The organism is Arthrobacter phoenicis (assembly GCF_047238215.1).
Lineage (GTDB): Bacteria > Actinomycetota > Actinomycetes > Actinomycetales > Micrococcaceae > Arthrobacter.
Genome location: NZ_JBDFMK010000001.1, coordinates 2,235,460 through 2,258,710, shown reverse-complemented (window position 1 = coordinate 2,258,710; position 23,251 = coordinate 2,235,460). Strand labels below are relative to the sequence as shown.

22 protein-coding genes and 1 tRNA gene are annotated in these 23,251 nt (G+C 69.8%); 11 read left to right on the top strand and 12 right to left on the bottom strand.

Annotated features, from left to right (window positions below; genetic code table 11):
- Nucleotides 1-7: 7 nt before the first annotated feature.
- From ABC337_RS10615 to ABC337_RS10600, 4 genes are all read left to right on the top strand, one after another.
- The gene (locus tag ABC337_RS10615) at nucleotides 8-946 is read left to right on the top strand and encodes a metallophosphoesterase (RefSeq protein WP_412883986.1); all 939 of its coding nucleotides are present in this window, start codon (nucleotides 8-10) and stop codon (nucleotides 944-946) included.
- 167 nt (nucleotides 947-1,113) lie between these two features.
- Entirely contained in the window at nucleotides 1,114-2,931 is a 1,818-nt protein-coding gene (locus tag ABC337_RS10610) for an ABC transporter ATP-binding protein (protein ID WP_412883987.1), read from the top strand.
- On the top strand, nucleotides 2,928-4,787 hold the full coding sequence (locus ABC337_RS10605; RefSeq protein ID WP_412883988.1) for an ABC transporter ATP-binding protein: 1,860 nt from the start codon (nucleotides 2,928-2,930) through the stop codon (nucleotides 4,785-4,787). The genes ABC337_RS10610 and ABC337_RS10605 overlap by 4 nt, the downstream gene beginning before the upstream one ends.
- 127 nt (nucleotides 4,788-4,914) lie before the next feature.
- A tRNA-Pro gene (locus tag ABC337_RS10600) sits at nucleotides 4,915-4,991 on the top strand.
- A 149-nt stretch (nucleotides 4,992-5,140) separates the two neighbouring features.
- Here the strand turns inward: ABC337_RS10600 and ABC337_RS10595 are convergent.
- Nucleotides 5,141-5,359, bottom strand: a complete 219-nt coding sequence (locus ABC337_RS10595; protein ID WP_290256171.1) for a hypothetical protein — start codon at nucleotides 5,357-5,359, stop codon at nucleotides 5,141-5,143.
- A gap of 131 nt (nucleotides 5,360-5,490) precedes the next feature.
- Here ABC337_RS10595 and ABC337_RS10590 point away from each other — a divergent pair, with 131 nt between their 5' ends.
- Entirely contained in the window at nucleotides 5,491-6,774 is a 1,284-nt protein-coding gene (locus ABC337_RS10590; RefSeq protein WP_412883989.1) for a helix-turn-helix domain-containing protein, read from the top strand.
- A 48-nt stretch (nucleotides 6,775-6,822) separates the two neighbouring features.
- On the opposite strand, the gene ABC337_RS10585 is transcribed toward ABC337_RS10590, so the two are convergent.
- Nucleotides 6,823-7,764 (bottom strand): phosphoribosylaminoimidazolesuccinocarboxamide synthase, encoded by a 942-nt coding sequence (locus ABC337_RS10585; RefSeq protein ID WP_412883990.1) that lies wholly within the window; start codon nucleotides 7,762-7,764, stop codon nucleotides 6,823-6,825.
- 2 nt (nucleotides 7,765-7,766) lie between these two features.
- Nucleotides 7,767-9,071: a phosphoribosylamine--glycine ligase gene (gene purD, locus ABC337_RS10580; RefSeq protein ID WP_412883991.1), complete on the bottom strand. Its 1,305-nt coding sequence runs from the start codon at nucleotides 9,069-9,071 to the stop codon at nucleotides 7,767-7,769.
- 166 nt (nucleotides 9,072-9,237) lie between these two features.
- Between purD and ABC337_RS10575 the strand changes: the two genes are divergently transcribed.
- Genes ABC337_RS10575 through ABC337_RS10565 form a run of 3 tightly spaced genes read left to right on the top strand, consistent with a single transcriptional unit; the run spans nucleotide 9,238 to nucleotide 12,199 of the window.
- Complete coding sequence (locus ABC337_RS10575; protein ID WP_412884948.1) at nucleotides 9,238-10,776, top strand: molybdopterin-dependent oxidoreductase; 1,539 nt, start codon at nucleotides 9,238-9,240, stop codon at nucleotides 10,774-10,776.
- 36 nt (nucleotides 10,777-10,812) lie between these two features.
- Nucleotides 10,813-11,829 carry an asparaginase gene (locus tag ABC337_RS10570; protein ID WP_412883992.1) on the top strand — a complete coding sequence of 339 codons (1,017 nt, stop codon included), beginning with the start codon at nucleotides 10,813-10,815 and terminating at the stop codon, nucleotides 11,827-11,829.
- 4 nt (nucleotides 11,830-11,833) lie between these two features.
- Nucleotides 11,834-12,199, top strand: coding sequence for a sterol carrier family protein (locus tag ABC337_RS10565; RefSeq protein ID WP_412883993.1), 366 nt, complete (start codon nucleotides 11,834-11,836; stop codon nucleotides 12,197-12,199).
- Between the two features lie 63 nt (nucleotides 12,200-12,262).
- Here ABC337_RS10565 and ABC337_RS10560 read toward each other — a convergent pair whose 3' ends face one another.
- On the bottom strand, nucleotides 12,263-13,021 hold the full coding sequence (locus ABC337_RS10560; protein WP_412883994.1) for an SDR family oxidoreductase: 759 nt from the start codon (nucleotides 13,019-13,021) through the stop codon (nucleotides 12,263-12,265).
- An 84-nt stretch (nucleotides 13,022-13,105) separates the two neighbouring features.
- On the opposite strand from ABC337_RS10560, the gene ABC337_RS10555 reads away from it, so the two are divergent.
- Nucleotides 13,106-14,053 carry a CHAD domain-containing protein gene (locus ABC337_RS10555; RefSeq protein WP_412883995.1) on the top strand — a complete coding sequence of 316 codons (948 nt, stop codon included), beginning with the start codon at nucleotides 13,106-13,108 and terminating at the stop codon, nucleotides 14,051-14,053.
- A 13-nt stretch (nucleotides 14,054-14,066) separates the two neighbouring features.
- On the opposite strand, the gene ABC337_RS10550 is transcribed toward ABC337_RS10555, so the two are convergent.
- The 4 genes from ABC337_RS10550 to ABC337_RS10535 form a co-directional block, all read right to left on the bottom strand.
- Nucleotides 14,067-15,242, bottom strand: a complete 1,176-nt coding sequence (locus ABC337_RS10550; protein WP_412883996.1) for a zinc-dependent alcohol dehydrogenase — start codon at nucleotides 15,240-15,242, stop codon at nucleotides 14,067-14,069.
- A gap of 137 nt (nucleotides 15,243-15,379) precedes the next feature.
- Nucleotides 15,380-16,072 (bottom strand): HAD family hydrolase, encoded by a 693-nt coding sequence (locus tag ABC337_RS10545; protein WP_412883997.1) that lies wholly within the window; start codon nucleotides 16,070-16,072, stop codon nucleotides 15,380-15,382.
- Nucleotides 16,059-16,358, bottom strand: a complete 300-nt coding sequence (locus ABC337_RS10540) for a YegP family protein (RefSeq protein ID WP_290256181.1) — start codon at nucleotides 16,356-16,358, stop codon at nucleotides 16,059-16,061. Before ABC337_RS10540 ends, ABC337_RS10545 begins: the two co-directional genes overlap by 14 nt.
- A gap of 129 nt (nucleotides 16,359-16,487) precedes the next feature.
- The gene (locus tag ABC337_RS10535) at nucleotides 16,488-18,263 is read right to left on the bottom strand and encodes a glycoside hydrolase family 15 protein (RefSeq protein WP_412883998.1); all 1,776 of its coding nucleotides are present in this window, start codon (nucleotides 18,261-18,263) and stop codon (nucleotides 16,488-16,490) included.
- Between the two features lie 42 nt (nucleotides 18,264-18,305).
- On the opposite strand from ABC337_RS10535, the gene ABC337_RS10530 reads away from it, so the two are divergent.
- Together ABC337_RS10530 and ABC337_RS10525 are read left to right on the top strand one after the other, a co-directional pair.
- Entirely contained in the window at nucleotides 18,306-19,076 is a 771-nt protein-coding gene (locus tag ABC337_RS10530) for a DUF72 domain-containing protein (protein WP_412883999.1), read from the top strand.
- 26 nt (nucleotides 19,077-19,102) lie between these two features.
- Nucleotides 19,103-20,167 carry an App1 family protein phosphatidate phosphatase gene (locus tag ABC337_RS10525; protein WP_412884949.1) on the top strand — a complete coding sequence of 355 codons (1,065 nt, stop codon included), beginning with the start codon at nucleotides 19,103-19,105 and terminating at the stop codon, nucleotides 20,165-20,167.
- Here the strand turns inward: ABC337_RS10525 and ABC337_RS10520 are convergent.
- From ABC337_RS10520 to ABC337_RS10505, 4 genes are all read right to left on the bottom strand, one after another.
- Nucleotides 20,164-21,690 (bottom strand): GH1 family beta-glucosidase, encoded by a 1,527-nt coding sequence (locus tag ABC337_RS10520; protein ID WP_412884000.1) that lies wholly within the window; start codon nucleotides 21,688-21,690, stop codon nucleotides 20,164-20,166. The genes ABC337_RS10525 and ABC337_RS10520 overlap by 4 nt on opposite strands.
- Before the next feature lie 117 nt (nucleotides 21,691-21,807).
- Nucleotides 21,808-22,197, bottom strand: a complete 390-nt coding sequence (locus ABC337_RS10515) for a hypothetical protein (RefSeq protein ID WP_412884001.1) — start codon at nucleotides 22,195-22,197, stop codon at nucleotides 21,808-21,810.
- A gap of 57 nt (nucleotides 22,198-22,254) precedes the next feature.
- A complete protein-coding gene (locus tag ABC337_RS10510) occupies nucleotides 22,255-22,572 on the bottom strand; it encodes a J domain-containing protein (RefSeq protein WP_412884002.1) in 318 nt (105 codons plus the stop codon).
- A 141-nt stretch (nucleotides 22,573-22,713) separates the two neighbouring features.
- The gene (locus ABC337_RS10505) at nucleotides 22,714-23,139 is read right to left on the bottom strand and encodes an Hsp20/alpha crystallin family protein (RefSeq protein WP_412884950.1); all 426 of its coding nucleotides are present in this window, start codon (nucleotides 23,137-23,139) and stop codon (nucleotides 22,714-22,716) included.
- Nucleotides 23,140-23,251 lie beyond the last annotated feature (112 nt).

Here is a 23,251-nt window from a genome sequence, read left to right as displayed (position 1 = left end):
CCCCTCCATGAGCACGCTGGCGAGCCGCGTCCGAAGCATCGGGCGCGGCATTGCCGTCACCACCGCCGTCGGAGCCGCGGCCGGCGCCGCCGCAACCGGCTACGGTCTCTGGGAGAAGAACCAGTTCGTGCTCCGCGAGGAATCCTTGGCGATCCTGCCTCCGGGCTACGGCCCGCTGCGCGTGCTGCACCTCAGCGACATCCACTTCGTACTCGGCCAGCGCAAGAAGGCCGACTGGCTGGCTTCCCTGGCCGCGCTGGAGCCGGACCTGGTGGTCAACACCGGCGACAACGTCAGCCACGTCAACGCCATCGACCCCGTCCTGGAGGCCCTCCGGCCGTTGCTCCAGTTCCCGGGTGTCTTCGTGCCGGGCTCCAATGACTACTACGCGCCCCGGTTCAAGAACCCCGCGTCCTACTTCACCGGGCCCTCCTCCACCCCCAAGACCCCCGTGGCCCTCGACTGGCCCAGGCTGCGCACCGGCTTCGGCATGTCCGGCTGGGTGGACCTGACCAACCGCTGCCAGTCCCTGGTGGTCGACGGCCTCCGGCTGGACTTCTCCGGCGTCGACGACCCGCACCTGCGACTGGAAAAGTACGCCGGCTGGCCCCGCGGCACCCGCAACCAGGACACGAAACCTCACCTGCGGATTGCCGTCGCGCACGCCCCCTACCAGCGCGTCCTGGACCACTTCACCGAGGACGCCGCGGACCTGATCCTCGCGGGGCACACCCATGGCGGCCAGATCTGCGTCCCCGGCTACGGCGCCCTCGTGGCCAACTGTGATCTGCCCACCTGGCGAGCCAAGGGCCTACACGACTGGACAAGCAACGGGCTGACGACGCCGGTCAACGTCTCGGGCGGCATCGGTACCTCACGCTTCGCCCCGGTCCGCATCGCCTGCAAGCCCGAGGCCGTGCTGCTGACTCTCACCGCGAAGGCCTAGACGCGCCGACTGACCCGGAGCGGTCATTACGGAACATAATTTCTGCGCCAGATTGGCAGGGGCCGCAGAATGCTGTGAACGTGGTCACGCCATGGCCTAGGGTAGTTGCTACCGGAAACTACATTCAGTTGCGTAAACCCTTTCGCAGTTGCAGTTAAGAAGCAGGCATGGCTACACAGACCCCGTTCTTCTCTTCCATCAACCGCCTCTATCCCCACGTCCGGCCGATCCTGCCGCGCCTGATCCTGGGCCTGCTCAGCGCCCTGATGGCCAGTATCGTCGCCCTGGCCATCCCGCAGGTATTGCGGGTCCTGATCAACGATTCGCTCAAGCCCGGCGGCAGCGGCCAGGCCGTCTGGATCTCCGCCGGGATCGTCCTGCTGCTGGGCATCGCGGAGGCGGGGCTGGTGGCCCTCCGGCGGCAGTTCGTCATCAACCCGGCCACCACGGTGGAAACCCGGATGCGGGTCTCGCTCTACGACCACCTGCAGGACCTCGCCGTGGCCTTCCACGACCGGTGGGGATCCGGGCAGCTGCTCTCCCGGGCCATGACGGACCTGAACTTCCTCCGCCGCTGGATGGCCTTCGGCGCCATCATGCTGGTGGTCACCACCCTGACCGTGCTGATCGGCGTCGTGGTCATGTTCGCCATGAGCTGGCAGCTGGCCCTGATCTTCCTCGCCGCGGCCGTGCCGATCATGATCTACGGCTTCCGTTTCCGGACCCGGTACTCCAAAGTGGCACGCCGCAGTCAGGACCAGGCCGGTGACCTGGCCACCACGGTGGAGGAATCGGTCCACGGCATCCGCGTGCTCAAGGCGTTCGGCCGCAGCCGCGAGGCCCTGGAGAACTTCAACGAACAGGCCGAGGAACTGCGCCAGACCGAGATCGACAAGGCCAAGCACCTGGCCACCTTCAGCCTGGTGGTCACGCTGCTGCCCGAACTCGCGCTCGGCGCGGGCCTCGTCGCCGGCGTCCTGCTCGCCGCCGACGGCCAGCTCAGCATCGGCGCCCTGGTGGCCTTCTTCGCCACCGCCGCCGTCATCGCCGCCCCCGTGGAAGTCTGCGGCATGCTCCTGGCCATGGCACTCACGGCCAAGACCGCCATCGACCGGCACTTCGAGGTGATGGACGCGGTGAACACCATCACCAGCCCGGACCACCCCCGCAGCCCGGCCGACCTGAAGGGCGCACTGTCCTTCCGGCACGCCACCTTCGCCTTTGAGGACGCTCCGGACAAGCCCATCCTCAAGGACATCACCCTGGACATCAGGCCCGGCGAGACCATGGCGCTGGTGGGCATTACCGGCAGCGGCAAGAGCACCCTGCTGCAACTGGTCCCCCGCCTGTTCGACGTGACCGCCGGGTCGGTGGAGATCGACGGCGTCGACGTGCGCGAGTTCGACGTCGCGGGGCTGCGCAGCGCCGTGGCCGTCGCCTTCGAGGATACCACCCTGTTCTCCAACTCCGTCCGGGACAACGTCCTCCTCGGCGTCGCGGACACCGTGCCGGCCGAGCGCCGCGAGGAGATCCTGGCCGAGGCCCTGGACACCGCCCAGGCCCACTTCGCCTATTCCCTGCCCGAGGGACTCGACACCCTGATCGGCGAGGAGGGCCTCAGCCTCTCCGGCGGCCAGCGCCAGCGCATCGCCCTGGCCCGCGCCGTCGCCGCCGACCCCACGGTCCTGGTCCTCGACGACCCGCTCTCGGCCCTGGACGTCAACACCGAGGAACTGGTGGAAACCCGGCTCCGCGAGGTCCTCGCGGACACAACCACCCTGGTGGTGGCGCACCGGCCCTCGACCGTGGCCCTCGCGGACCGGGTGGCCCTGCTGCAGGACGGCCGGATCACCGCGGTGGGCACCCACACCGAACTGCTCGCGGAGAACAGCCACTACCGCTACGTCATCGCCAGCCTGGACCCCGAACCACGGGACCTGGACTCCGAACTCTCCGCCCTCGAGGCCGAGGAGGTTTCGCCATGAGCACCGCCACCTTCGGCACCGCCAACGAGGACAACGCCCACCTCTCCAAGGCCGAGAGCCGGGCCGTGCGGCGCCGCTCTTTGGCCCTGCTGGGCTCGCTGATCCGGCCCGTCCGGCGGCGCTTCTGGCTCACCATCGCCGCCGTCGTGCTGTCGCAGGCCGCCCGCGTGGCCGGGCCCGCCCTGATCGCCTTCGGCATTGACCGGGCGCTGCCCGCGCTGCGCTCCGGGGACAGCTTCCCCCTGGTCTTCGCCGGAGCGGCCTACCTGGCGGCGGCGATCGCGACGGCGGGACTGACAGCGCTCTACGTGACGTCCACCGCCCGGCTGAGCCAGTCGATGCTGCTGGACCTGCGGGTGCGGGTCTTCCGGCAGACGCAGCGGCTGAGCCTTGAGTTCCACGAGAAGTACACTTCGGGCCGGATCATCGCCCGGCAGACCTCCGACCTGGAGGCGCTGCGCGAGCTTCTGGACTCCGGGGTCTCGTCGCTTGCGTCCGGGTTGCTGTTCATGATCTTCACGGCCGTCACCATCTTCGCCCTGGACTGGCGCAGCGGCCTGCTGGTCCTGGCCGCCGGCGTCCCGATGTACTTCCTGTCCCGCTGGTACCAGAAGCATTCGCAGATCGCATTCCGGGAGTCCCGGGTGGTCTCGGCCCGGCTGATCGTGCACTTCGTGGAGACCATGACCGGCATCCGTGCCGTGAAGGCCTTCCGCAAGGAACGGCAGAACGCCGAACGCTACGCCGAGCTGTCCGAGGAATACCGGCTGGTCACGGTCCGTTCGATCAACCTCAACGGCGTCTTCCAGCCCGGCCTGGTGCTGATCGGCAACATCTGCGTCGCGGTCGTCCTGCTGGTGGGTGGCTTCCGGGTGCTCGACGGCGGCCTGGCCGTCGGCGTGCTGCTGGCCCTGATCCTCTCCACCAAGCGCTTCTTCCAGCCCGTGGACCAGATGGCGATGTTCTATAACTCCTTCCAGAGCGCCCAGGCGGCCCTCGAGAAGGTCTCCGGCCTCCTCGAGGAGGTGCCCACCGTCCGCCCGCCGGAACACCCGGTGGCACTCCCCCGCGCCACCGGGCGGATCGACTTCAACCAGGTGGAGTTCCGCTACGGTGACGGCCCGGTCATCATCCCCACCCTGGACCTGCACATCCCGGCCGGCCAGACGGTCGCACTCGTGGGCCAGACCGGCGCTGGCAAGTCCACGCTGGCCAAGCTGATCGCGCGGTTCTACGACGTCTCGGCCGGGTCGTTGACGCTCGACGGCGTCGACCTCCGGCAGCTTGCGACGGCGGATCTGCGCCGCAACGTCGTCATGGTCACCCAGGAGGCCTTCCTGTTCAGCGGCACCGTGGCGGACAACATCGCCCTGGGCCGGCCGGACGCGAGCCGCCAGGAGATCGAGGCGGCCGCCATGGCTGTCGGCGCGCACGGGTTCATCACCGAGCTGCCGGACGGCTACGACACCGACGTGAACAAGCGCGGCGGCCGCGTCTCCGCAGGCCAGCGGCAGCTGATCAGCTTTGCCCGCGCCTTCCTGGCCCGGCCCGCGGTGCTGATCCTGGACGAGGCCACCTCCTCCCTGGACATCCCGTCCGAGCGCATGGTCCAGGCCGGACTGGCCAGCCTGCTCCGCGGCACCGGCGGGGCGGAGAGTGACGGCCCCGAGAACGCCGACGCCGGCAGCCGCACCGCGCTGATCATCGCCCACCGCCTCTCCACCGTGGAAACCGCGGACCGGGTGCTGGTGGTCCACGACGGCAAGGTGGTGGAAGACGGGTCGCCCGCGGAACTGATCGGCGGCGGCGGCCGTTTCGCCGCCCTGCACGGGGCCTGGAAGGACTCGCTGGTCTGAGCCGGAGCCGCCGGCACCCGCCCCGGACGGTTGAAGCGCCGCCGAGGGAGGACGTTTGGGCGGTCCCGATTTCGCATCCGGGGCCGGTATCGGATACTCTTGTGAAGTTGCTTTTGCAGCAACGGATCGGGATGTGGCGCAGCTTGGTAGCGCGCGTCGTTCGGGACGACGAGGTCGCAGGTTCAAATCCTGTCATCCCGACCAGTCAAAAGAGGGCCTTCCACTGGAAGGCCCTCTTTTTGTATCCGCTCCCGGGGGATGTACCTTCGCGGTGGCCGAATCGAATCGACGGCGGAGACAGCACGGCCCCGGCATCGTGTGATGCCGGGGCCGTTGAGTCTGCGAGTCAGGGATTACATCGGGTCGGGCCAGTTGCCGACGTTGGTGGAGTAGGTCATCGGGTCCGGCCAGTTGCCGACGGCGGAGGCGACGCGCATCGGGTCGGGCCAGTTGCCGACGGCGGTTACCTGCGTGGAATCGGAGCTGGAGCCAGCGGCGATGATGCCGGGAGCCGCCGCGGAGAAGGCCAAGGCCCCTGCGAGTGCCAGGCCTGCTGCAATCTTCTTCACCATGGTGATCCTCAAATCTTGAGTCGGAGTCGTTACCAAGCCTGTAGTTCCCTTGTTGACATACATTGTAAAATTTCTTCCACAGATGCTGTCAAGCATTTAGTACATCGATTGTCCGGAATGAGGTGGGATCCGTGGGGAACGGATTTGGCGAAAAACTCCGCGCGGAGCGGCTGGACCGCGGGCTCACGCAGGCTGAATTGGGCAGGGACTTGTACTCGCCCAGCTACATCTCCCTGCTTGAGACCGGGCGCCGCGAACCCACTGCCGACGTGATCGAGGAACTGGCCCGCCGCCTGGACCTGGCCCCGAAGGCCTTGGAGGCGTGGAGCCAGCCGGTCTCCATCAGCGACGCCGAGTACGTGCTGGCCGGCCTTTACGCCCGCCAGGCCTGGGACCTGCGGGATTACCCGCTGGCCGCGCAGCACGCCGCGACCGCCGCACAGATCGCCCTGGAGTCCAAGAACACCAGCGCCTGGTGGAACATGACCTACATGCAGGCCGAGTGCCTGATCAAGCAGGGCCTCTGGGCCGAGTGCCGGGCCATGGTCCAGCGCCTGCTGGACCACCCGCTGGCCGCCGAATCGGCGGGCCTGGGTGTCCGGGCCCGTCAGATGCTCGCCGCCGCCGCACAGGGCCAGGGCCAGCTGAAGGACGCCGTCGACTACGCCCAGGAGGCTGTCCGGCTCTGCGCCCAGCTGCCGAAGGGCTCCACCATGATCATCGGCGCCCTGCGCGCCCTGATTGGCGCCCTGGCCGAGAGCGGCCGCCTGGACGAGGCCTGGAAGTACTGCCAGGACATGAACGCGGAGATGGAAGGCCAGTCACTGCCCCAGCTGGCCGGCGAGGTGGCCTGGGTGGTGGGCAACGTCGCCTTCATGCGCCATGACTACGCGGAGGGCATCAAGTACCACGAGGAGGCCGGCAAGCTCCTCTCCCCCGCCTACGACATCGACCTCTGGGCCCGGTTCAACAAGGCCTCCGCCGCGGTGCGGCTCTCCTCCGGCATCGTCGAACCGGAAACCCTGTCCGCGATCGAACGTGCTGAGCTGGCCCTCTCGATCGTCGGCGGCACGGACACTGACCGGCTGGAGGTCGCGTTCATCCGCGCCCGGTGGCTCTACCTCACGGGGGACATCATGGGCGCGGTGCAGAAACTGCGCGAGATCCATGCCGAGCGCTCACTCCTGGCACGGCACACGGCCGGCGAGGTGTCGCTGCTGCTGGGCAAGGCGCTCAAGGCCGCCGGCGAGGTTGAGGAGGCCCTGGTCTACCTGGACGAGGCGCAGAAGGACTTCAGCGCCGCCGGGGCCTCGGACCGCGTCCAGCAGGCGCTGGACGCCGTCCTGGAGATCAAGCTGGCCCAGCGCCGCGCCGAGGCGGCATCGGCCGGCAGCCAGCAGCCCGCCACCAGCTAACTGAGGCCCTCAGCTAACAGGGGCCACCAGCCAGCGGCCGGCGGCGCCTCAGGCGAAGGTGCGGCCGGTCAGCAGCTCGTAGGCCTCCACGTAGCGGCTCCGGGTGCGGGCGACGACGTCGTCCGGCAGCGCCGGCGGCGGCGTGTCGGAGGACTTGTCCCAACCCGACGCGGCCGAGGTCAGCCAGTCGCGGACATACTGCTTGTCGTAGGAGGGCTGCGCCTTGCCCGGCTCGTAGGTGGCGGCGTCCCAGAACCGTGACGAGTCGGGCGTCAGGACCTCGTCGCCGAGGGTGATCACACCGGTGGCGGCGTCCACGCCGAACTCCACCTTGGTGTCCGCGAGGATGATCCCGCGGCCCCGGGCGATGTCCTCGGCCTTGGTGTAGATCTCCAGGGTCAGGTCCCGCAGCCGCGCGGCGGTGTCGGCGCCGACCAGGTCCACGACGGCGTCGTAGGTGATGTTTTCGTCGTGCTCGCCCACCTCGGCCTTGGCGGAGGGAGTGAAGATGGCGTGCTCCAGCCGGGAGCCGTCGACCAGCCCGGGCGGCAGCGGGATGCTGCAGACCGTGCCGGAGTCCCGGTATTCGACCAGGCCGGAGCCGGTGAGGTAGCCGCGGGCGATGCATTCGACCGGGAACATGTCCAGCTTCTTGCAGATCATGGCCCGGCCCTCCACCTCTGCCGGGACACCGTCGGCGGCCATGGCGGCGAGGACGTGGTGCTCGACACCGAGCTGCTCGAACCACCACAGGCTCAGCTGGGTCAGGATGCGGCCCTTGTCCGGGATCTCGCTGGCCAGCACGTGGTCATAGGCGCTGATCCGGTCGCTGGCCACCACCAGGACGCAGTCCTGGCCCATCCGCTCCGTGATGGCGGGGTCCGCCGGCGCGTAGAGGTCGCGGACCTTGCCCGAGTAGATGTGCTTCCAGCCCGGCAGCTCGGGGGCTTGGGTCTGGAGGCCGCCGGCGAGGGGTTCGTGTGCGTTCATGGTCAGGACTTCGCTTTCGTCGCGGCGGCGGGGCCGGCCACGGTGATCGCACCGCGGGCGGCCTTGGCACCGATGTCGGTGCGGTACTGGGATCCCTCCAGCTGGATCAGCTCGACGCCGTCGTACGCCCGTTCCCGGGCCTCCACCAGATCCGTTCCAAGCGCGACGACGGCGAGGACGCGGCCGCCGGCCGAGACCACCTTGCCGTCGTCGTCGAGCCGGGTGCCGGCGTGGATCACGTGGACGCCATCCAGGGCCTCGGCCTTCTTGAGCCCGCGGATCCGGTCACCGGTGCGCGGGGTGCCGGGGTAGTTTTCGGCGGCCACGACGACGGCCACCGCGGTGTCCCTGGACCAACGCAGCGGCTGGACTTCGGCGAGTTCGCCCTTCGCGGCAGCCATCAGCAGGCCGCCCAGCGGGGTCTTGAGCCGGGCCAAGACCGCCTGCGTTTCCGGGTCGCCGAAGCGGACGTTGAACTCGATTACCCGGGTACCGCGTGAGGTCAGCGCGAGGCCGATGAAGAGCACGCCGACGAAGGGAGTGCCGCGGTGGGCCATCTGGCTGACGGTGGGCTGCGCCACCCGTTCCAGGACCTCGTCCACGAGGCCTTCGGGCGCCCATTCCAGCGGGGTGTATGCGCCCATGCCGCCGGTGTTGGGGCCCTCGTCGTTGTCGAAGATGCGCTTGAAGTCCTGGGCGGGAGAGAGCGCCACCGTGGTGCTGCCGTCGCAGAGGACGAACAGCGACACCTCGGGTCCGTCGAGGAACTCCTCGATGACCACGGTACCGCCGGCGTCGAAGCAGCTCTGCGCGTGGGCCAGCGCCTCGTCCCGGTCGTTGGTGACCACGACGCCCTTGCCCGCGGCGAGCCCGTCGTCCTTGACGACGTACGGGGCGCCGAAGGTGTCGAGGGCGTCGGCGGCTTCCTCGGCGTTGGAGGCCACGCGGGCCATGGCCGTCGGCACGCCGGCTTCGGCCATGATGTCCTTGGCGAAGGCCTTGGAGGCCTCGAGCTGGGCGGCGGCCTTGCTGGGGCCGAAGACCGGGATCCCGGCTTCACGGACCGCGTCCGACACACCGGCGGCGAGCGGCGCCTCGGGGCCGACGACCACCAGGTCGACGGCCAGCCGGGTCGCGAGGGCGGCGACGGCGTCGGGATCGTTGGCGTCGATGGCATAGGTGGGGACCAGGGTGCTGATGCCGGCGTTCCCCGGCGCCGCGTGGACCTCGGAGACATTCGGATCGGCGAGCAGGGAACGGACAATGGCGTGTTCGCGGCCGCCGGGGCCGATGACAAGTACCTTCACAGTTCCCTAGGGTACTTTGTGCACGCGGCAGGCTCCTAAGCTGTGTCGGGCCGGCAATCCCCCGGGTCAGCGGCTCCGAATAAGGGATATGACATCGTCCAGCAGCACTCAGCCCGGCACCACCGCGCGGCCGCGTAAGCGTTTCCTGCCCTCGGGGCCCACGGTCATGGCCGCCCTGGCCGGGGTGGTGTCCGCCGGCGTCGTCCTTGCCGTCGCGGAACTCGTAGGGGCCTTCTTCACGGCCCGCGCCACCCCGCTGATCGCCCTCGGTTCGACCTTCATCGACTTCACCCCGCCGTGGATGAAGGACTTTGCGATCGCCACGTTCGGCACCAATGACAAGGCCGCCCTCTTTGCGGGGATGGGCCTGACCATCTTCCTCCTCGCCTGCGTGCTCGGCATCGTCGCCTACCGGCGTTGGTCGCTCGGCGTCGCCGGGGTGCTGCTGATGGGCGCCGTGATCGTCGCCAGCGTCGTGACGCGTGCCAGCGTCAAGCCGCTGGATGCCATCCCGTCGCTGATTGGCACCGTGGCTGGCCTGGTGGTCCTGCGGTTCCTGATCGGGAAGCTCTGGCGGATGCGGTCCTGGCCCGACGCCGAAGTCGGGCGCAGCGCCAAGGAACCGGACCGGCCGGCCACCAGCCGCCGCGCCTTCTTCGCCGCAACCGGCATCACCGCCGTCGGGGCTGCCGTGGCCGCCACCGGTGGCCGGCTGCTCAGCGCCGCCCGCAGCAACGTGGCCAAGGCCCGTGAGAGCCTGGCCCTTCCCGCACCGGCCAAGGCTGCCGCCCCCGTTCCCGCCGGGGTGCAGTCCAAGGTGCCCGGTGTTACGCCGTGGCTGACCCCGAACAAGGACTTCTACCGCATCGACACCGCCCTCAGCGTGCCCGAGGTCAATGCCCAGGACTGGGAACTGCGGGTCCACGGCATGGTGGAGCAGGAGGTCCGGCTCACCTTCCAGGACCTGCTGGACGCGAAGCTGATCGAGTCCCACGTCTCGCTGACCTGCGTCTCCAACCCGGTGGGTGGCAACCTGGCCGGCAACGCCAAGTGGCTGGGCATGCCCATCCGCGACGTCCTCGCGATGGCCCGGCCCAAGGACGGCGCCGACATGGTGCTCTCCACGTCCGTGGACGGCTTCAGCGCCTCCACCCCCATCGAGGTCCTGCGGGATGACCGCGACGCGATGCTGGCCATCGGCATGAACGGCGAGGCGCTGCCGCTGGAACACGGCTACCCGGTGCGGATGGTGGTCCCGGGCCTGTACGGCTTCGTCTCCGCCACCAAGTGGGTGGTCGACCTTGAGGTGACCCGGTTCGCGGACGCCAAGGCCTACTGGACCCAGCGCGGCTGGTCCGAGCGCGGACCGATCAAGACCATGGCCCGGGTGGAGGTGCCCAAGTCCTTCGCCAAGGTCCCCGCCGGCAAGGTAGCGGTGGGCGGCACCGCGTGGGCGCAGACCCGCGGCATCACCAAGGTGGAGATCCAGATCGACAACGGCCCCTGGACCCCGGTGGAACTGTCCACCGAGGCGTCCCTGGTGACGTGGCGGCAGTGGTCCTACGAGTGGGACGCCACCCCCGGACCGCACTACCTCAAGGTCCGCGCTACCGACGGAACCGGCGAGGTGCAGACGGACAAGCGGGCCGATCCGGTCCCCGACGGTGCCTCAGGCTGGCAGTCCGTCATGGTCACCGTGGAGTAACCGGGTGACAGCGGCCCGGGCACCTAGACTGGCAGCATGCCTCTGAACCCGCATGCCACCTTCTCCGTCGAGTCCGCCGTCGAATTGGCGGTGGTGGAGCGCAGCGGTTTCATCGAATCACGGCACATCGGGGCCGCCGTCGTGCTTTCCGCCGATGGCCAGGTGGTCACCGAACTGGGCGACATCACCGCCCCGGTGTTCGCCCGCTCCACCCTGAAACCGTTGCAGGCCCTCGCCGCGATGCAGGCGGGCGTCCCCCTGAGGGGCGCCCAGGTGGCCATTGCCTGCGGCAGCCACGTCGGGTCCCTGGACCACATGGACGTGGTTGAGGGCATGCTCAAGGCCGCCGGCGTGACCGAGGACCAGCTGCAGTGCCCCGCCGACTGGCCGGCCGACGAGACCGCCCGGACCTGGCTGGTGCAGACCGAGCGCGGCAAGTCCCGGCTGGCCTTCAACTGCTCCGGCAAGCACGCCGCGTTCCTGTGGGCCTGCACGGAGAACGGCTGGGACACCCACAGCTACCTCGAGCCGAACCACCCGCTGCAGCAGCGCGTCCGCTCTGTGATTGAGGAATACTGCGGGGAACGGATCGCCCACCTGGGCATCGACGGCTGCGGAGCCCCCGTGGCCGCCGTCTCCCTCACCGGACTGGCCCGGGCCTACTCCCAGCTGGCCAAGGCTCCCGGCGACCACCACTCCAACGCCCGGGCCGCCACCATCGCCACCTCCATGCTGGATTACCCGTGGGCGGTCCAGGGCCGCGGCGAGGCGAACACTATCGTGATGAACGACCTCGGCATCATCGCCAAGATCGGCGCCGAAGGCGTCCTGGCCATGGCCACCCCGCAGGGCGTCGCCGTGGCCATCAAAGTCCTCGACGGGAACATCCGCGCCACCACCCTGGTGGGGCTGACGCTGCTGGCCGCCGCCGGTGCCGTGGACATTCCCGAGGTCTCCAGCGTGCTCGAAAAAGTCATCGACCCGGTGCTGGGAGGTGGCCGGCCGGTGGGCAAGATCCGCCTCGGCCACGCCGTCTCGGCGCTGCTGGACTAGGGCCATGGCAGTGGCACGGCGCCGGATCCCGGTGGACGAAGGACGCGCGGCCCTGGCGGCCTGGCGCGCAGCCACGGACGGGGCGGTCCCCCGCGCCACCGTGGCCACCGCCGTCCGCTACACCCTGGAGGAAGTCACGGCCCGGGCGCCCGGAAACTCCGTGGAGGTCCGGGTCCCCCCGTTCGGCGTCACCCAGTGCGTGGAGGGCCCCCGGCACACCCGCGGCACGCCACCGAACGTGATCGAGTGCGACGCCGCCACCTGGCTCGCCATGGTCACCGGCTCCCTGGCCTGGGCGGACGCGGTGGACGCTGGCAAGGTGGCCGCCTCGGGCCTCCGGGCGGACCTGTCCCGGCTGCTTCCGCTCTAGTCCCGCCACGGGCTGGGGCGGCTGGGCTACTGCCGCAGTGCCGCTGCGCCGAGCCCGCTTAGCTCACCCGCGGCCGATGAAGGGCATGCCGGCGGCGGTGATGACCACCGAGCCCACGCTGGCGGCGGCCGGCATCCCGGCCATCATCAGCACCGCCCTGGCCGCATCCTCCACCGGGAAGGTCGGTTCCACCCGGCGGCTGCCGTCCGCCTGCAGGGCCCCGTCGCCCACGCCGATCGTGTCCATCAGCCCGGTGGCGGCGTTCCCGATGTCGATCTGGCCGCAGGTGATGCCGAAGCCCCGGCCGTCCAGCTCGATGCTTTTGGTCAGCCCGGTGATCGCGTGCTTCGTCACGGTGTAGGCCACCGACCGGGGCCGGGGCGAGTGGGCGGAGATGGAGCCGTTGTTGATGATCCGGCCGCCCTGCGGCATCTGCTCCTTCATCGCCCGGACCGCGGCACCGGCACAGAGGAGGGACCCGGTGATGTTCACCGCCGCCGTCGCCTCCCAGTCCTCGGGGCTGAGCTCGTCCACGGCCGCCGACGGACCAAACGTTCCGGCGTTGTTGAACAGAACGTCCACCCGGCCCCAACGCTCCAGCGTCACCGCGAAGAGGCGTTCGACGTCGTCGGGCCGGGTGATGTCGCACGGCACGGTGAGCGCCAGGGCGTGCCCGGCCCCCGTTTCCAACAGCTTCTCTTCCCGCCTGCCGGCCAGGACCACGCGGTAGCCCTCGGCCAGCATCAGCCGGGCCACCGCCCGTCCGATGCCGGATCCCGCTCCGGTGACGACGGCGACCTGGCCGGCGTGGTGGTGTGTCATGGGGTCTCCTGGGGCGTGGCGGCGGGTGCGGTCCAGCCCAGCCTACGCCGGGCGGGGCCGGCCGCTGAAGACGTACAGTGAAGCGTGGCATCCACCGCGGGAGACGTCGTGCTGGCCTACCTGGCCGGGCAGGTGGCCGAGGTGCGCCGCCTGGCGCCCGGCGCCGGGGCGGGCCGGGCCGGGCATATCCACCAAATGCGGGTCGCCGTCCGGCGGCTCCGTTCGGTCCTCGCTTCCTGCCGGACCCTGTTCGTCAGCGGTGCCGTGGAACCGCTGCGCGACGAGCTGCGCTGGCTCTCGGGGGTGCTGGGCTCGGCCCGGGACCCCGGCGTGGTGCGGGACCGGCTCCTGGAGGCGGCGGCCACGGAGCCTGCGGCCCTGCGCTGGGCAGTCGACCCCGCTGCGGCCCTGATCGGCACACGGCTGGATGCCGACACGGCGGCCGGGCACGCCGCGGCCGCCGACGCCCTCACAGGTGCCCGCTACGCCGGGTTGCTGGCAGCCATCGATACTTTCCTCGCCGACCCGCCCTCGGCTCCTGCCGCCGGGGAGCCGGCGCGCCGGGTCTACCGGGCCGTGCGCCGGGACGGCCGGCGCCTGGTCCGGGCCGCCGTGGCCCTGAATGACGACACGGCGGGCGCGGACCCGGGCGCCGGGCCGGGCAGGGAGTCGGGCGCGGATCACGACGTCGCCCTACACACGGTGCGCAAGGCCGCCAAGCGGCTGCGGTACTCCGCCGAGCTGATGCTGGACGCCGTGCCGGACGGACCGGCCAAGCGGCTGAAGTACGGCCGCCGGGCGGCCAAAGGCGCCCGGTCAGTCCAACAGGTTCTGGGCCTGCACCAGGACAGCGTCATGGCGCGGGCGGTTCTCATGGAGCTGGCCCGGCGTCCCGGCGCGGGGGGCGAAGCCGTCGCCGGGTCCGCCGTCGGCTTCGCCCTCGGCCGGCTGCACGCCGCCGAGGACCTGCGTGCAGCGGCAGCCGAGAAGACGTTCCGTAAGTCCTGGCGGAAGCTGCGGCGGCTGCTGTAAGCCCGGCGGCAGCCTAGGGTTTCAGGACCACCTTGATGCAGCCGTCCTGCTTCTTCTGGAACATCTCGTACATGGCCGGGGCCTCGCTCAGGCTGGCCTCGTGGGTGACAAGGTCCATCACGCCCAGCGGGTCGGCGTCGTCCTCCACCAGCGGCAGCAGGTCCTCGGTCCAGCGGCGGACGTTGCACTGGCCCATCCGCAGCTGGATCTGCTTGTCGAACATGGACATCAGCGGCATCGGCGAGGCCTCGCCGCCGTAGACGCCGCTCAGGGAGACGGTGCCGCCGCGGCGGACCGCGTCGAGGGCTGTGTGCAGGGCCGAGAGCCGGTCCACCCCGGCGCTTTCGAACGTCTTCTGCGCCAGCTTGTCCGGGAGCAGCCCGGCCGCGTGCTGCATGAATGAGGCCACCGGCGAATCGTGCGCTTCCATGCCGACCGCGTCCACCACCGAGTCGGCGCCGCGGCCCTGGGTCATGGAGCGCAGCTCATCGGCCACGTCCTTGGACAAGTCGAGAGTTTCCACTCCGTGCCGCTCGGCCATGGCGCGGCGCTCCGGGACGGGATCCACGGCGATGACCCGAAGTCCCAGGTGGCGCCCGATCCGGGAGGCGAACTGACCGACGGGACCCAGCCCCATCACTGCCATGGTCCCGCCCTCGGGGACGTCGGCGTATTTCACTCCCTGCCACGCGGTGGGCAGGATGTCCGAGAGGAACAGGTAGCGCTGGTCCGGCAGTTCAGAGCCCACCTTGATCGGACCATAATCTGCGTGCGGGACCCGCAGGTATTCGGCCTGGCCGCCGGGCACCGAGCCGTATAGCTCGGAGAAGCCGAACAGCGAGGCGCCGGAGCCCTTCTCCTTGACCTGGGTGGTCTCGCACTGGGACTGCAGCCCCATGCTGCACATGTAGCAGCTGCCGCAGGAGATGTTGAAGGGAATGACCACGCGGTCGCCAATGGCCAGGTTATTGACCGCGCTCCCAACCTCGACGACGACGCCCATCGGTTCGTGACCAATCACGTCACCCTTGTGCATGTACGGGCCGAGGACCTCGTACAGGTGCAGGTCGGAGCCGCAGATGGCGGACGAGGTGATTTTCACAATTGCGTCCGTCGGTTCCTGAATGACCGGATCCGGGACCTCTTCCACGCTCACGGATCGTTTGCCCTGCCATGTGAGTGCCTGCATGCGCATTCCTCTTTCTTGGGTCGAATCTGTCGGTGAAAACTATGGGATCTGGTGATGGGGAGGGTGGAGCCGCCGGCGCGGGGCGCAGAAGCACCGACGGACCCTGTGAGGGCGGCCGGCGCCGGGTGCCGATGCCGTCACCGGCTGCGGGCGGCGAGTTTCCCGATGACGCTGCCGGCGAGGTTGGCGAGCAGGGCGCGCGGGTTTTCGTAGACCTCCGCCGCGCCGGCGTCGCGCAGTTCGGCCTCGCTGGTGCCGCCGCAGGTCACGGCGACGGTGGGAATGCCGAGTTTGGCGGCGGCCTTGATGTCCCAGACGGAATCGCCGACGTAGACCGCGTTGTCCGCGGCAACGCCCACGGCTTCCAGCGCGGCGACCAGGATGTCCGGCTGCGGTTTGCTCTCCTCCGCATCGGCCGAGCTGGTGGCCGCGTGCAGGTAGGCGTCGGCGTCAATCGCGCCGCGCAGCATCTCCAGGTCCCGCCCGTGGGCGGAGGAGGCGAGGGCGACGGCGAGGCCGACGTCGTGGCACTGGACTAAGAGTTCGCGGGCCCCGTCGGTGCGGCGCAACGCCGGCCAGTAGGTGGCGAAGACGGCCGCCTGAGAGGCGGTGAGGGCGTCGTCGCCGTCGCGGTCGCGGTCCGGCAGCAGGTGGTCCAGCAGCTTGTCCCCGCCCATCCCGACCGAGCGGTGAATGCTCGCCATCGGCACGTCGAGTCCCGCCTGGCGGAAGGACTGCCACCACGCCAGGGTGTGAAGGTAGGAGGAGTCGACCAGCGTGCCGTCGACGTCGAAGAGGACGGCCGCGCGCGGGTGGTCAGTGATGGGCACGGGTTCGCTTCGTCGCAGCCAGCGTGCCGCCGGTGAGGGATGATCCACGCCCCGCACCCGCCGTCCGGCGCTTGGCCATCGACGCCATGATCGCGGTCTGCCCGTCGCCGCTGCGGTCCCGCACCAGTCCGGTGCCTGCGATCTCGCGGGCCTGGGCGATCCCGGCCACCGCCGCCCGCTTGGTCGGGAAGGTCACGGAGACCGCCATCAGGTCGCCTGCGGCGTCAATCATCCGGATCCGGTACCCGCCGTCGGGTGCGTCTACGAGCTCAAAGTATCCTGCCATCGCCAACTCCTTCAGTGCTGTTCCCCTCGTGGGGGACGTTAGTAAGTATACTTATCTAAGCTCTGGAGGAAAGTCCCCGGCGTGATTCCGGGGACTGCTGCCGGCGGCGCGCCAGTGCGGCCGGAGCGGCTAGTCGCCGCGATCCCCCTTCTCCGGTTCCAACTGCAGCGCGGTGCGGATCAGGGCGAAGTGGCTGAAGGCCTGCGGGGTGTTGCCCAGCTGCCGGGCCTCCTCGACGCCCCACTCCTCGCTCAGCAGGCCGACGTCGTTGCGCAGCGCCAGGAGCCGCTTGAACAGCTCCTCGCCCTCGCGGCGCCGGCCGGCCCCGAGCAGGGCCTCCACCAGCCAGAACGAGCAGGCCAGGAAGACGCCCTCTCCGCCGGCGACGCCGTCGTCGCTCTGCTCCACCCGGTAGCGCAGCACAAAACCGTCGTGCGTCAGTTCCCGCTGGATGGCCTCGATGGTGCCGATCACCCGCGGATCGTCCGGCGGCAGGAACCCCACCCGCGGGATGAGCAGCAGGCTGGCGTCCAGTTCCGGCCGGCCGTACGACTGGACGAACGTGTTGCGTTCGGCGTCGAACCCGTTGGCCATGACGTCCGCGTGGATCCGGTCCCGGAGGTCCTCCCAGCGGTCCGCGGGGCCGGGCAGGTGGAAGTCGCGCACGCCCTTGACCATCCGGTCCGCCGCCACCCAGGCCATCACCTTGGAGTGGGTGAAGTGCCGGCGGGGTCCGCGCATTTCCCAGAGTCCATTGTCCGGCTGGTTCCAGGCCGTCTCCAGGTGCTCCATCAGGGCCACCTGGACATCCCAGGACTCGTCGGGATGCTGGAGCAGGGCCGAGCGGGTCAGCGCCAGCCCGTCCAGCACCTCGCCCCAGACGTCCAGCTGCAGCTGCCCGGCGGCGGCGTTGCCGACCCGGACCGGTGTCGATTTCTCGTAGCCGTCCAGCCAGTCGAGGGTCAGTTCCGGCAGCCGGCGTTCCCCGTGCAGGCCGTACATGATCTGCAGGTCCGCCGGGTCTCCGGCGACGGCCCGCAGCAGCCAGTCCCGCCACGCGCCGGCCTCCTCGGAGTACCCGGACGCCAGCAGCGCCTGCAGTGTCAGGGTCGCGTCCCGCAGCCAGCAGTACCGGTAGTCCCAGTTGCGTTCGCCGCCGAGTTCCTCCGGCAGCGACGTGGTCACCGCGGCAACGATCCCGCCGGTCGGGGCGAAGGTGAGGGCCTTGAGCGTGATCAGCGAGCGCAGCACGGGCTCCCGGTACGGGCCGGTGATCCGGCACCGGTCCGCCCACTGCAGCCAGAAGGATTCGGTGGCTTCCAGCACCGCCTCCGGGTCCACTTTCCGCGGCCGGCCAAGGTGGCTCGGGGACCAGGTGAGGACGAACGGTATCCGCTGGCCGGCCTTCACCGTGAAGTCGGAGACGGTCTGCAGGTGCTCGCCGCGCAGCGGGGCGTCGGTGACGAGGTAGGCGGCGTCGGGCCCGGCGATCGCGTGGATGCCGTGCTCGTCGTGGCGGACCCACGGGATGATGTTGCCGTAGTCGAAGCGGAGCGCCAGCTGGCCGCGCATCCGGACACTGCCGCGGATGCCCACCACGATCCGGACGATGTCCGCGGCGCCGTCGCGCGGGGACATGAAGTCGATGACCTTGGCCTTGCCCTCAGGAGTTTCCCACTCGGTCTCGAGGATGAGGGTGTTCTTGCGGTACTTCCGGCGGGTGCATTCGCCGCCCCCGGCCGGGGCGAGCAGCCAGCGGCCGGCCTCCGGGGTGTCCAGCAGGGCGCTGAAGCAGGCCGGCGAGTCGAACTGCGGCAGGCAGAGCCAGTCGATCGAACCCTCGGTGCTGATCAGCGCGGCGGTGTGCAGGTCGCCGACCATTGCGTAATCCTCGATGCGTGCCATGGCTCTTAGCGTGCCATACGGGCCTGGGCTAGGATCCCTTCCATGCCGGAGGATCAGCCAAAGCTGGCGCGGACGCCGCGCGGGACGGCCCACATCGGGACCAGCGGCTGGAGCTATGACCACTGGGCGGGCGTGTTCTACCCGCCGGGTCTGCCCGCGGCCAGGCGGCTGGCCTACTATGCCGCCCGGCTTGGCACGGTTGAGCTGAACGCGAGCTTTTACCGCTGGCCGCGGGAGGGCTCGTTTGCCGGCTGGCGGGAGCGGCTTCCGGAGGGGTTCGTCCTGTCCGTCAAGGCGCCGCGGGGCCTGACCCATGGCAGGAAGCTCTACGGCCCGGAGGCGTGGGTGGAGCGGATCGTCCGGGGCTGGCACGAGCTGGGCGAGCGGCGTGGTGTGCTGCTGGTCCAGTTGCCGCCGGACCTGGAGCGGGACGATGCGCGGCTGGAGTATTTCCTTGCTGCGCTGCCCCGGTGGATCCGGGTGAGCGTGGAGTTCCGGCACCCCAGCTGGGACCACCCGGAGGTGTACGCCCTGCTGGAGCGCCACGCCGCGGCGTACTGCGTGATGAGCGGCGCCGGGCTGCCCTGCATCCTGCGCGCCACCGCGCCGTTCGTCTATGTCCGGTTGCACGGCCCGGACCCGGACCGGCTGTACGCCGGCTCCTACCCGGACGACGACCTCCGCTGGTGGGCGGCGCGGATTGGCGAGTGGCTGGATGCCGGGCGGGACGTCTATGCCTACTTCAACAACGACGGCGGCGGACACGCGGTGCGCAACGCCCTGACCCTGCGGGATCTGCTGGGGCCGCACTGACGCTGTGGGAGAGTGGTGTCATGGAAATGGCGTCCCAACAACCCGCCCCCAGGTCCTCCCCGTCGGCCAGCCAGGCGCTGCGGTTCGCGCACCTGGTCTCGGATTCGGTGAACCACCTGCGCCTGAAGGCGGCGCGCAGCTGGAAGTTCTCGCCGCAGACCATCGCCTACCAGGGGTACGGCTCCACCGAATGGGTCCGGGTCCTGGCCCGGGTGCTGCTGACCAGCAAACCGGCGCCCGGCAGCCGGGCCGAGCAGGTGGCACTCAACGGGAACCAGAACATCCGCGGCTGGCGCGCGTTCACCTCGGTGCCGATCCAGTTCGTCGAGGTGGAGATCGAGATCGGCGGCGTCACGACGACGGTCCATGCCGACCGCGGCGGCATCGTGGACACCGTGATCCCCGTGCGGCTCGAACCGGGCTGGCACACGGCAACCATCCACGCCGACGGCACCGAACCGGCAGAGGCCCGGATTTATGTCATTTCCCCGGACACCACGCTGGGCATCGTCTCCGATATCGACGACACCATCATGGTCACCGCCCTCCCGCGCCCGTTCCTGGCGCTGTGGAACACCTTCGTGTTGAACGAACGCGCCCGGATGGCCACCCCGGGCATGGCCGTGCTGATGGACCGGCTGATGGTGGAGTACCCGGAGGCGCCGGTGATCTACCTGTCCACCGGGCCGTGGAACGCGGCCCCCACCCTGGCCCGGTTCATGACCCGCAATCTCTACCCGCAGGGGACGCTGCTGCTCACCGACTGGGGCCTGACCCACGACCGCTGGTTCCGCAGCGGCCAGGACCACAAGCGCCGGAACCTGGAACTGCTGGCCACCGAGTTCCCGAACATGCGCTGGCTGCTCTTCGGTGACAACGGCCAGCACGACGAGGAGATCTACTCGGACTTCGTGAAAGAGCACGCCAGCCAGGTGGCGGCGATCGGGATCCGACAGCTCTCCGCCGGCGAGGCTGTGCTGGCCGGCGGCCACTCGGGCAGCGGCGATCACAGCGCGTCAGGGGTGCCCTGGATCTACTCCCCCGACGGCGCCGGCATGGTCAAGCGCCTGCAGGAGCTGGACCTGCTCTAGCCGGCCGCCGGCGCCGTCTCCTCCGGGGTGGCCTCGGCCGCTGCGGACTCCCCTGGGCTGGGGTCAACCAGGGACTCCGACGCCGCCCGCCGCGCGGCCATGACCTCGCGGAGCCAGTGGAACGAGGCCTTGGGCGTGCGCTCCATGGTGTCCCGGTCCACGTGCAGCAGGCCGAACTGCTGGTGGTAGCCCGCGGACCATTCGAAGTTATCCAGCAGGGACCACACGTAGTAGCCGCGCAGGTCGATTGATTCCGCCGAACCGCCCGGGGAGGTCGCCTCGATGGCCGCCTCGATGTGCTCGGCGAGGTAGCGCACGCGGCGCTCGTCCGGGACGATCAGCCGGCCCTCGGCGTCGTGGATTTCCAGGTCCTGGAAGCTGGCGCCGCCCTCGGTGATGTAGACGGGCGGCAGGTTGGGGTATCGCTCGGCCATCTCGGCCAGCGCCACGGCCATGTAGTCGGGCTTGATCGGCCAGCCGTAGGCGGTGAGCTCCGTGTCCGGGAAGCTCTCGACATGGAACGGCGTCGCTCCCCCGCCGCCGTTCAGGTCGTTGCCCATGGCCTCCGCCATGCCCTCGGGCACGGTGCCCTCACCGGGGCCGGCCGCGACGCGGGTGGGCATGTAGTAGTTCAGCCCGTAGAAGTCCAGGGGCTGCGAGATCAGCTCCATGTCCTCCTTGGAGGGGCTGAAGGAGGAGAAGAAGGTGGCGGCACGGATGGCGTCCGGGTACTTGCCCAGCAGGACGGGATCGGCGTAGAGCCGGTTCTGCCCCACGTCCATGATGCCGGCGCTGACCTTGTCCAGGGGGTTGATGGACGCCGGGACCATCGGCGAATAGACGTTGGTCATGCCGATCCCGCCGGGGACTTTGGCGGCCCGGAGCGCCTGCAGCGCCAGGCCGTGGCCGAGGAGCTGGTGGTGGACGCTGGGCAGGGCCTTGAGCATGTGCGATTCACCGGGGGCGTGGACGCCCAGCATGTACCCGTTGGCGCTGACCGTGGCCGGTTCGTTGATGGTGACCCACCGGGCCACACGGTCGCCGTAGGCCGCGGCCGCGATCTCGGCGAACTCGCCCAGGCGGTACGCGGTGTCCCGGTTCATCCAGCCGCCGGCCTCGTCCAGTTCCAGCGGGGTGTCCCAGTGGTAGAGGGTGGCCATCGGGGCGATTCCGTTGGCCAGCAGCAGGTCGATCAGCCGGTCATAGAAGTCCAGGCCCTTGGGGTTGACCGGGCCGCTGCCGCCGGGCTGGATGCGCGGCCAGGAGAGCGAGAACCGGTAGGAGTCGATGCCCAGGTCCTTCATCAGCGCGACGTCTTCGGGCATCCGGTGGTAGTGGTCGCAGGCCATGACCGGGCTGTGGTCGTCCACGATCGCGCCCGGCACCGCGGCGAAGACATCCCAGCCGGATTTGCCCCGGCCGTCCTCGTCCAGCGCGCCTTCGATCTGGAACGCGGCAGTGGCCACGCCCATGGTGAACCCTGCGGGCAGGATGGCGGCCAGATCGCGGGCGGAAGCTTTCATCGGTGGTTCCCCTATGCAGTTGCGCTGGTGATTGATTGATCTTAGGCCCGGAGCGGGGCGCTTCCTAAACCCCGGCCCGCGCCGCCGTGCCGCGGCCGGCCGCCCCCGGGGGCCGGGTCAGTAGTGCACGCCGTCGGGGCCGAACAGGAACTCCTTCGCGTGCGCCACGGCCTTCTTGAACGCGTCATTGCGCAGGGTGAGCAGCTGCTCGGCGTCGTCCGCCGCGGGCTCCAGGTAGGCGGTGAAGCCGGGTCGCAGGACCCAGATGTCGCCCGCCGGAGGCAGGTAGAAGACTCCGAACGAGCGGTGCTGGCTGTCCTCGGCGGCCCAGATCGGCACCACGGCCAGCGCCGCCCCGGTGTCGACGTTGATCCATTGGGCGCGCGGCAGGGGAAGTTCGTGCGCCTCCGGGTCAAGGAACGGTGCTGTGCCCTCGCCCCAGCGTTCCTCGAAGCGTTCGTGGAAGGCGGGGATCAGGTGTGAATCGTATTGCCGCCATGCGCTCATGGCTGCCCTCCTCATGTCCAGCTGTGGTGGCGGGTGCGGGGACCCGGCGGCCGCGCATCACCACGGCCCGCGTTCCCAGCGCACCGGGGTGACCCGGACCAGCGGCCGCGTGGCCCGCCGCCGCACCGGGATGTCCCGGCCGGCACTATCGAAGCCCTCACTCCGTCCGTAGGCGGGGTCGTACCGGGCCCGGGATTCCGGGTGGCCGAGGACGGCGAAGGCCTCAAGGACCCGGCGCACGTCCTCCCCGCCCGCCGCCCCGACGTCGGGGTGCAGGCTACGCAGCAGCGCCCGGTACCGGCGCCGGATGTCCGCACCGGTGGCGTCCGGCCCCACGCCAAGCGCGGCATACAGGCCCCGCGGGTCACGGTTCACGGCCCCGCCCCTCCTTTCGGACGGCTCCTTTCGGACGGCCCCTTTTGGACGGCTCCTTGTGGAATGCTCCTTTTGGACGGCGGGGACCCGGCGCCGGAGGGCACCGGATCCCGCGCCAAACCGGCAGAAATGCCGCCGGTGCTACTTGGCGATCTCGTGCATGCTGTCCTGGCTGTGCGTGATCTCGATCTTGCGCGCCTTTGCCTTTTCCAGGACCGGAATGCGCAGGGTCAGCACGCCGTCGGTATAGCTGGCCTTGATCTTTTCCGTGTCCAGCGAATCGCCCAGGATCAGTTGCCGGCTGAAGACGCCGCGGGGCCGCTCCGAGGCGATCATCTCGACGTTCGGCTGGGTCGGGTCACGGCGTTCGGCCCGGACGGTCAGGACGTTCCGTTCGATGTCGAGGTCCACCGAATCGACGTTGACGCCGGGGAGGTCGAAAGCGGCAACGAATTCGCCGTCCTCCTGCCAGGCGTCCATCGGCATCGCGGCAGGCCGCGCCGTGGTTCCGAAGACCTGCTGGGTCAGCCGGTCAAGCTCACGGAACGGGTCCGTACGCATCAACATCATTTCCCACTCCTTCATCCGAGAGTCCTTCAGGTTTTCGGGCTATCCGCCGCCTCTACCATCTACGAATTATCTATGGTGGCGGATATAGTTTTTTTATAGCACCGGCATG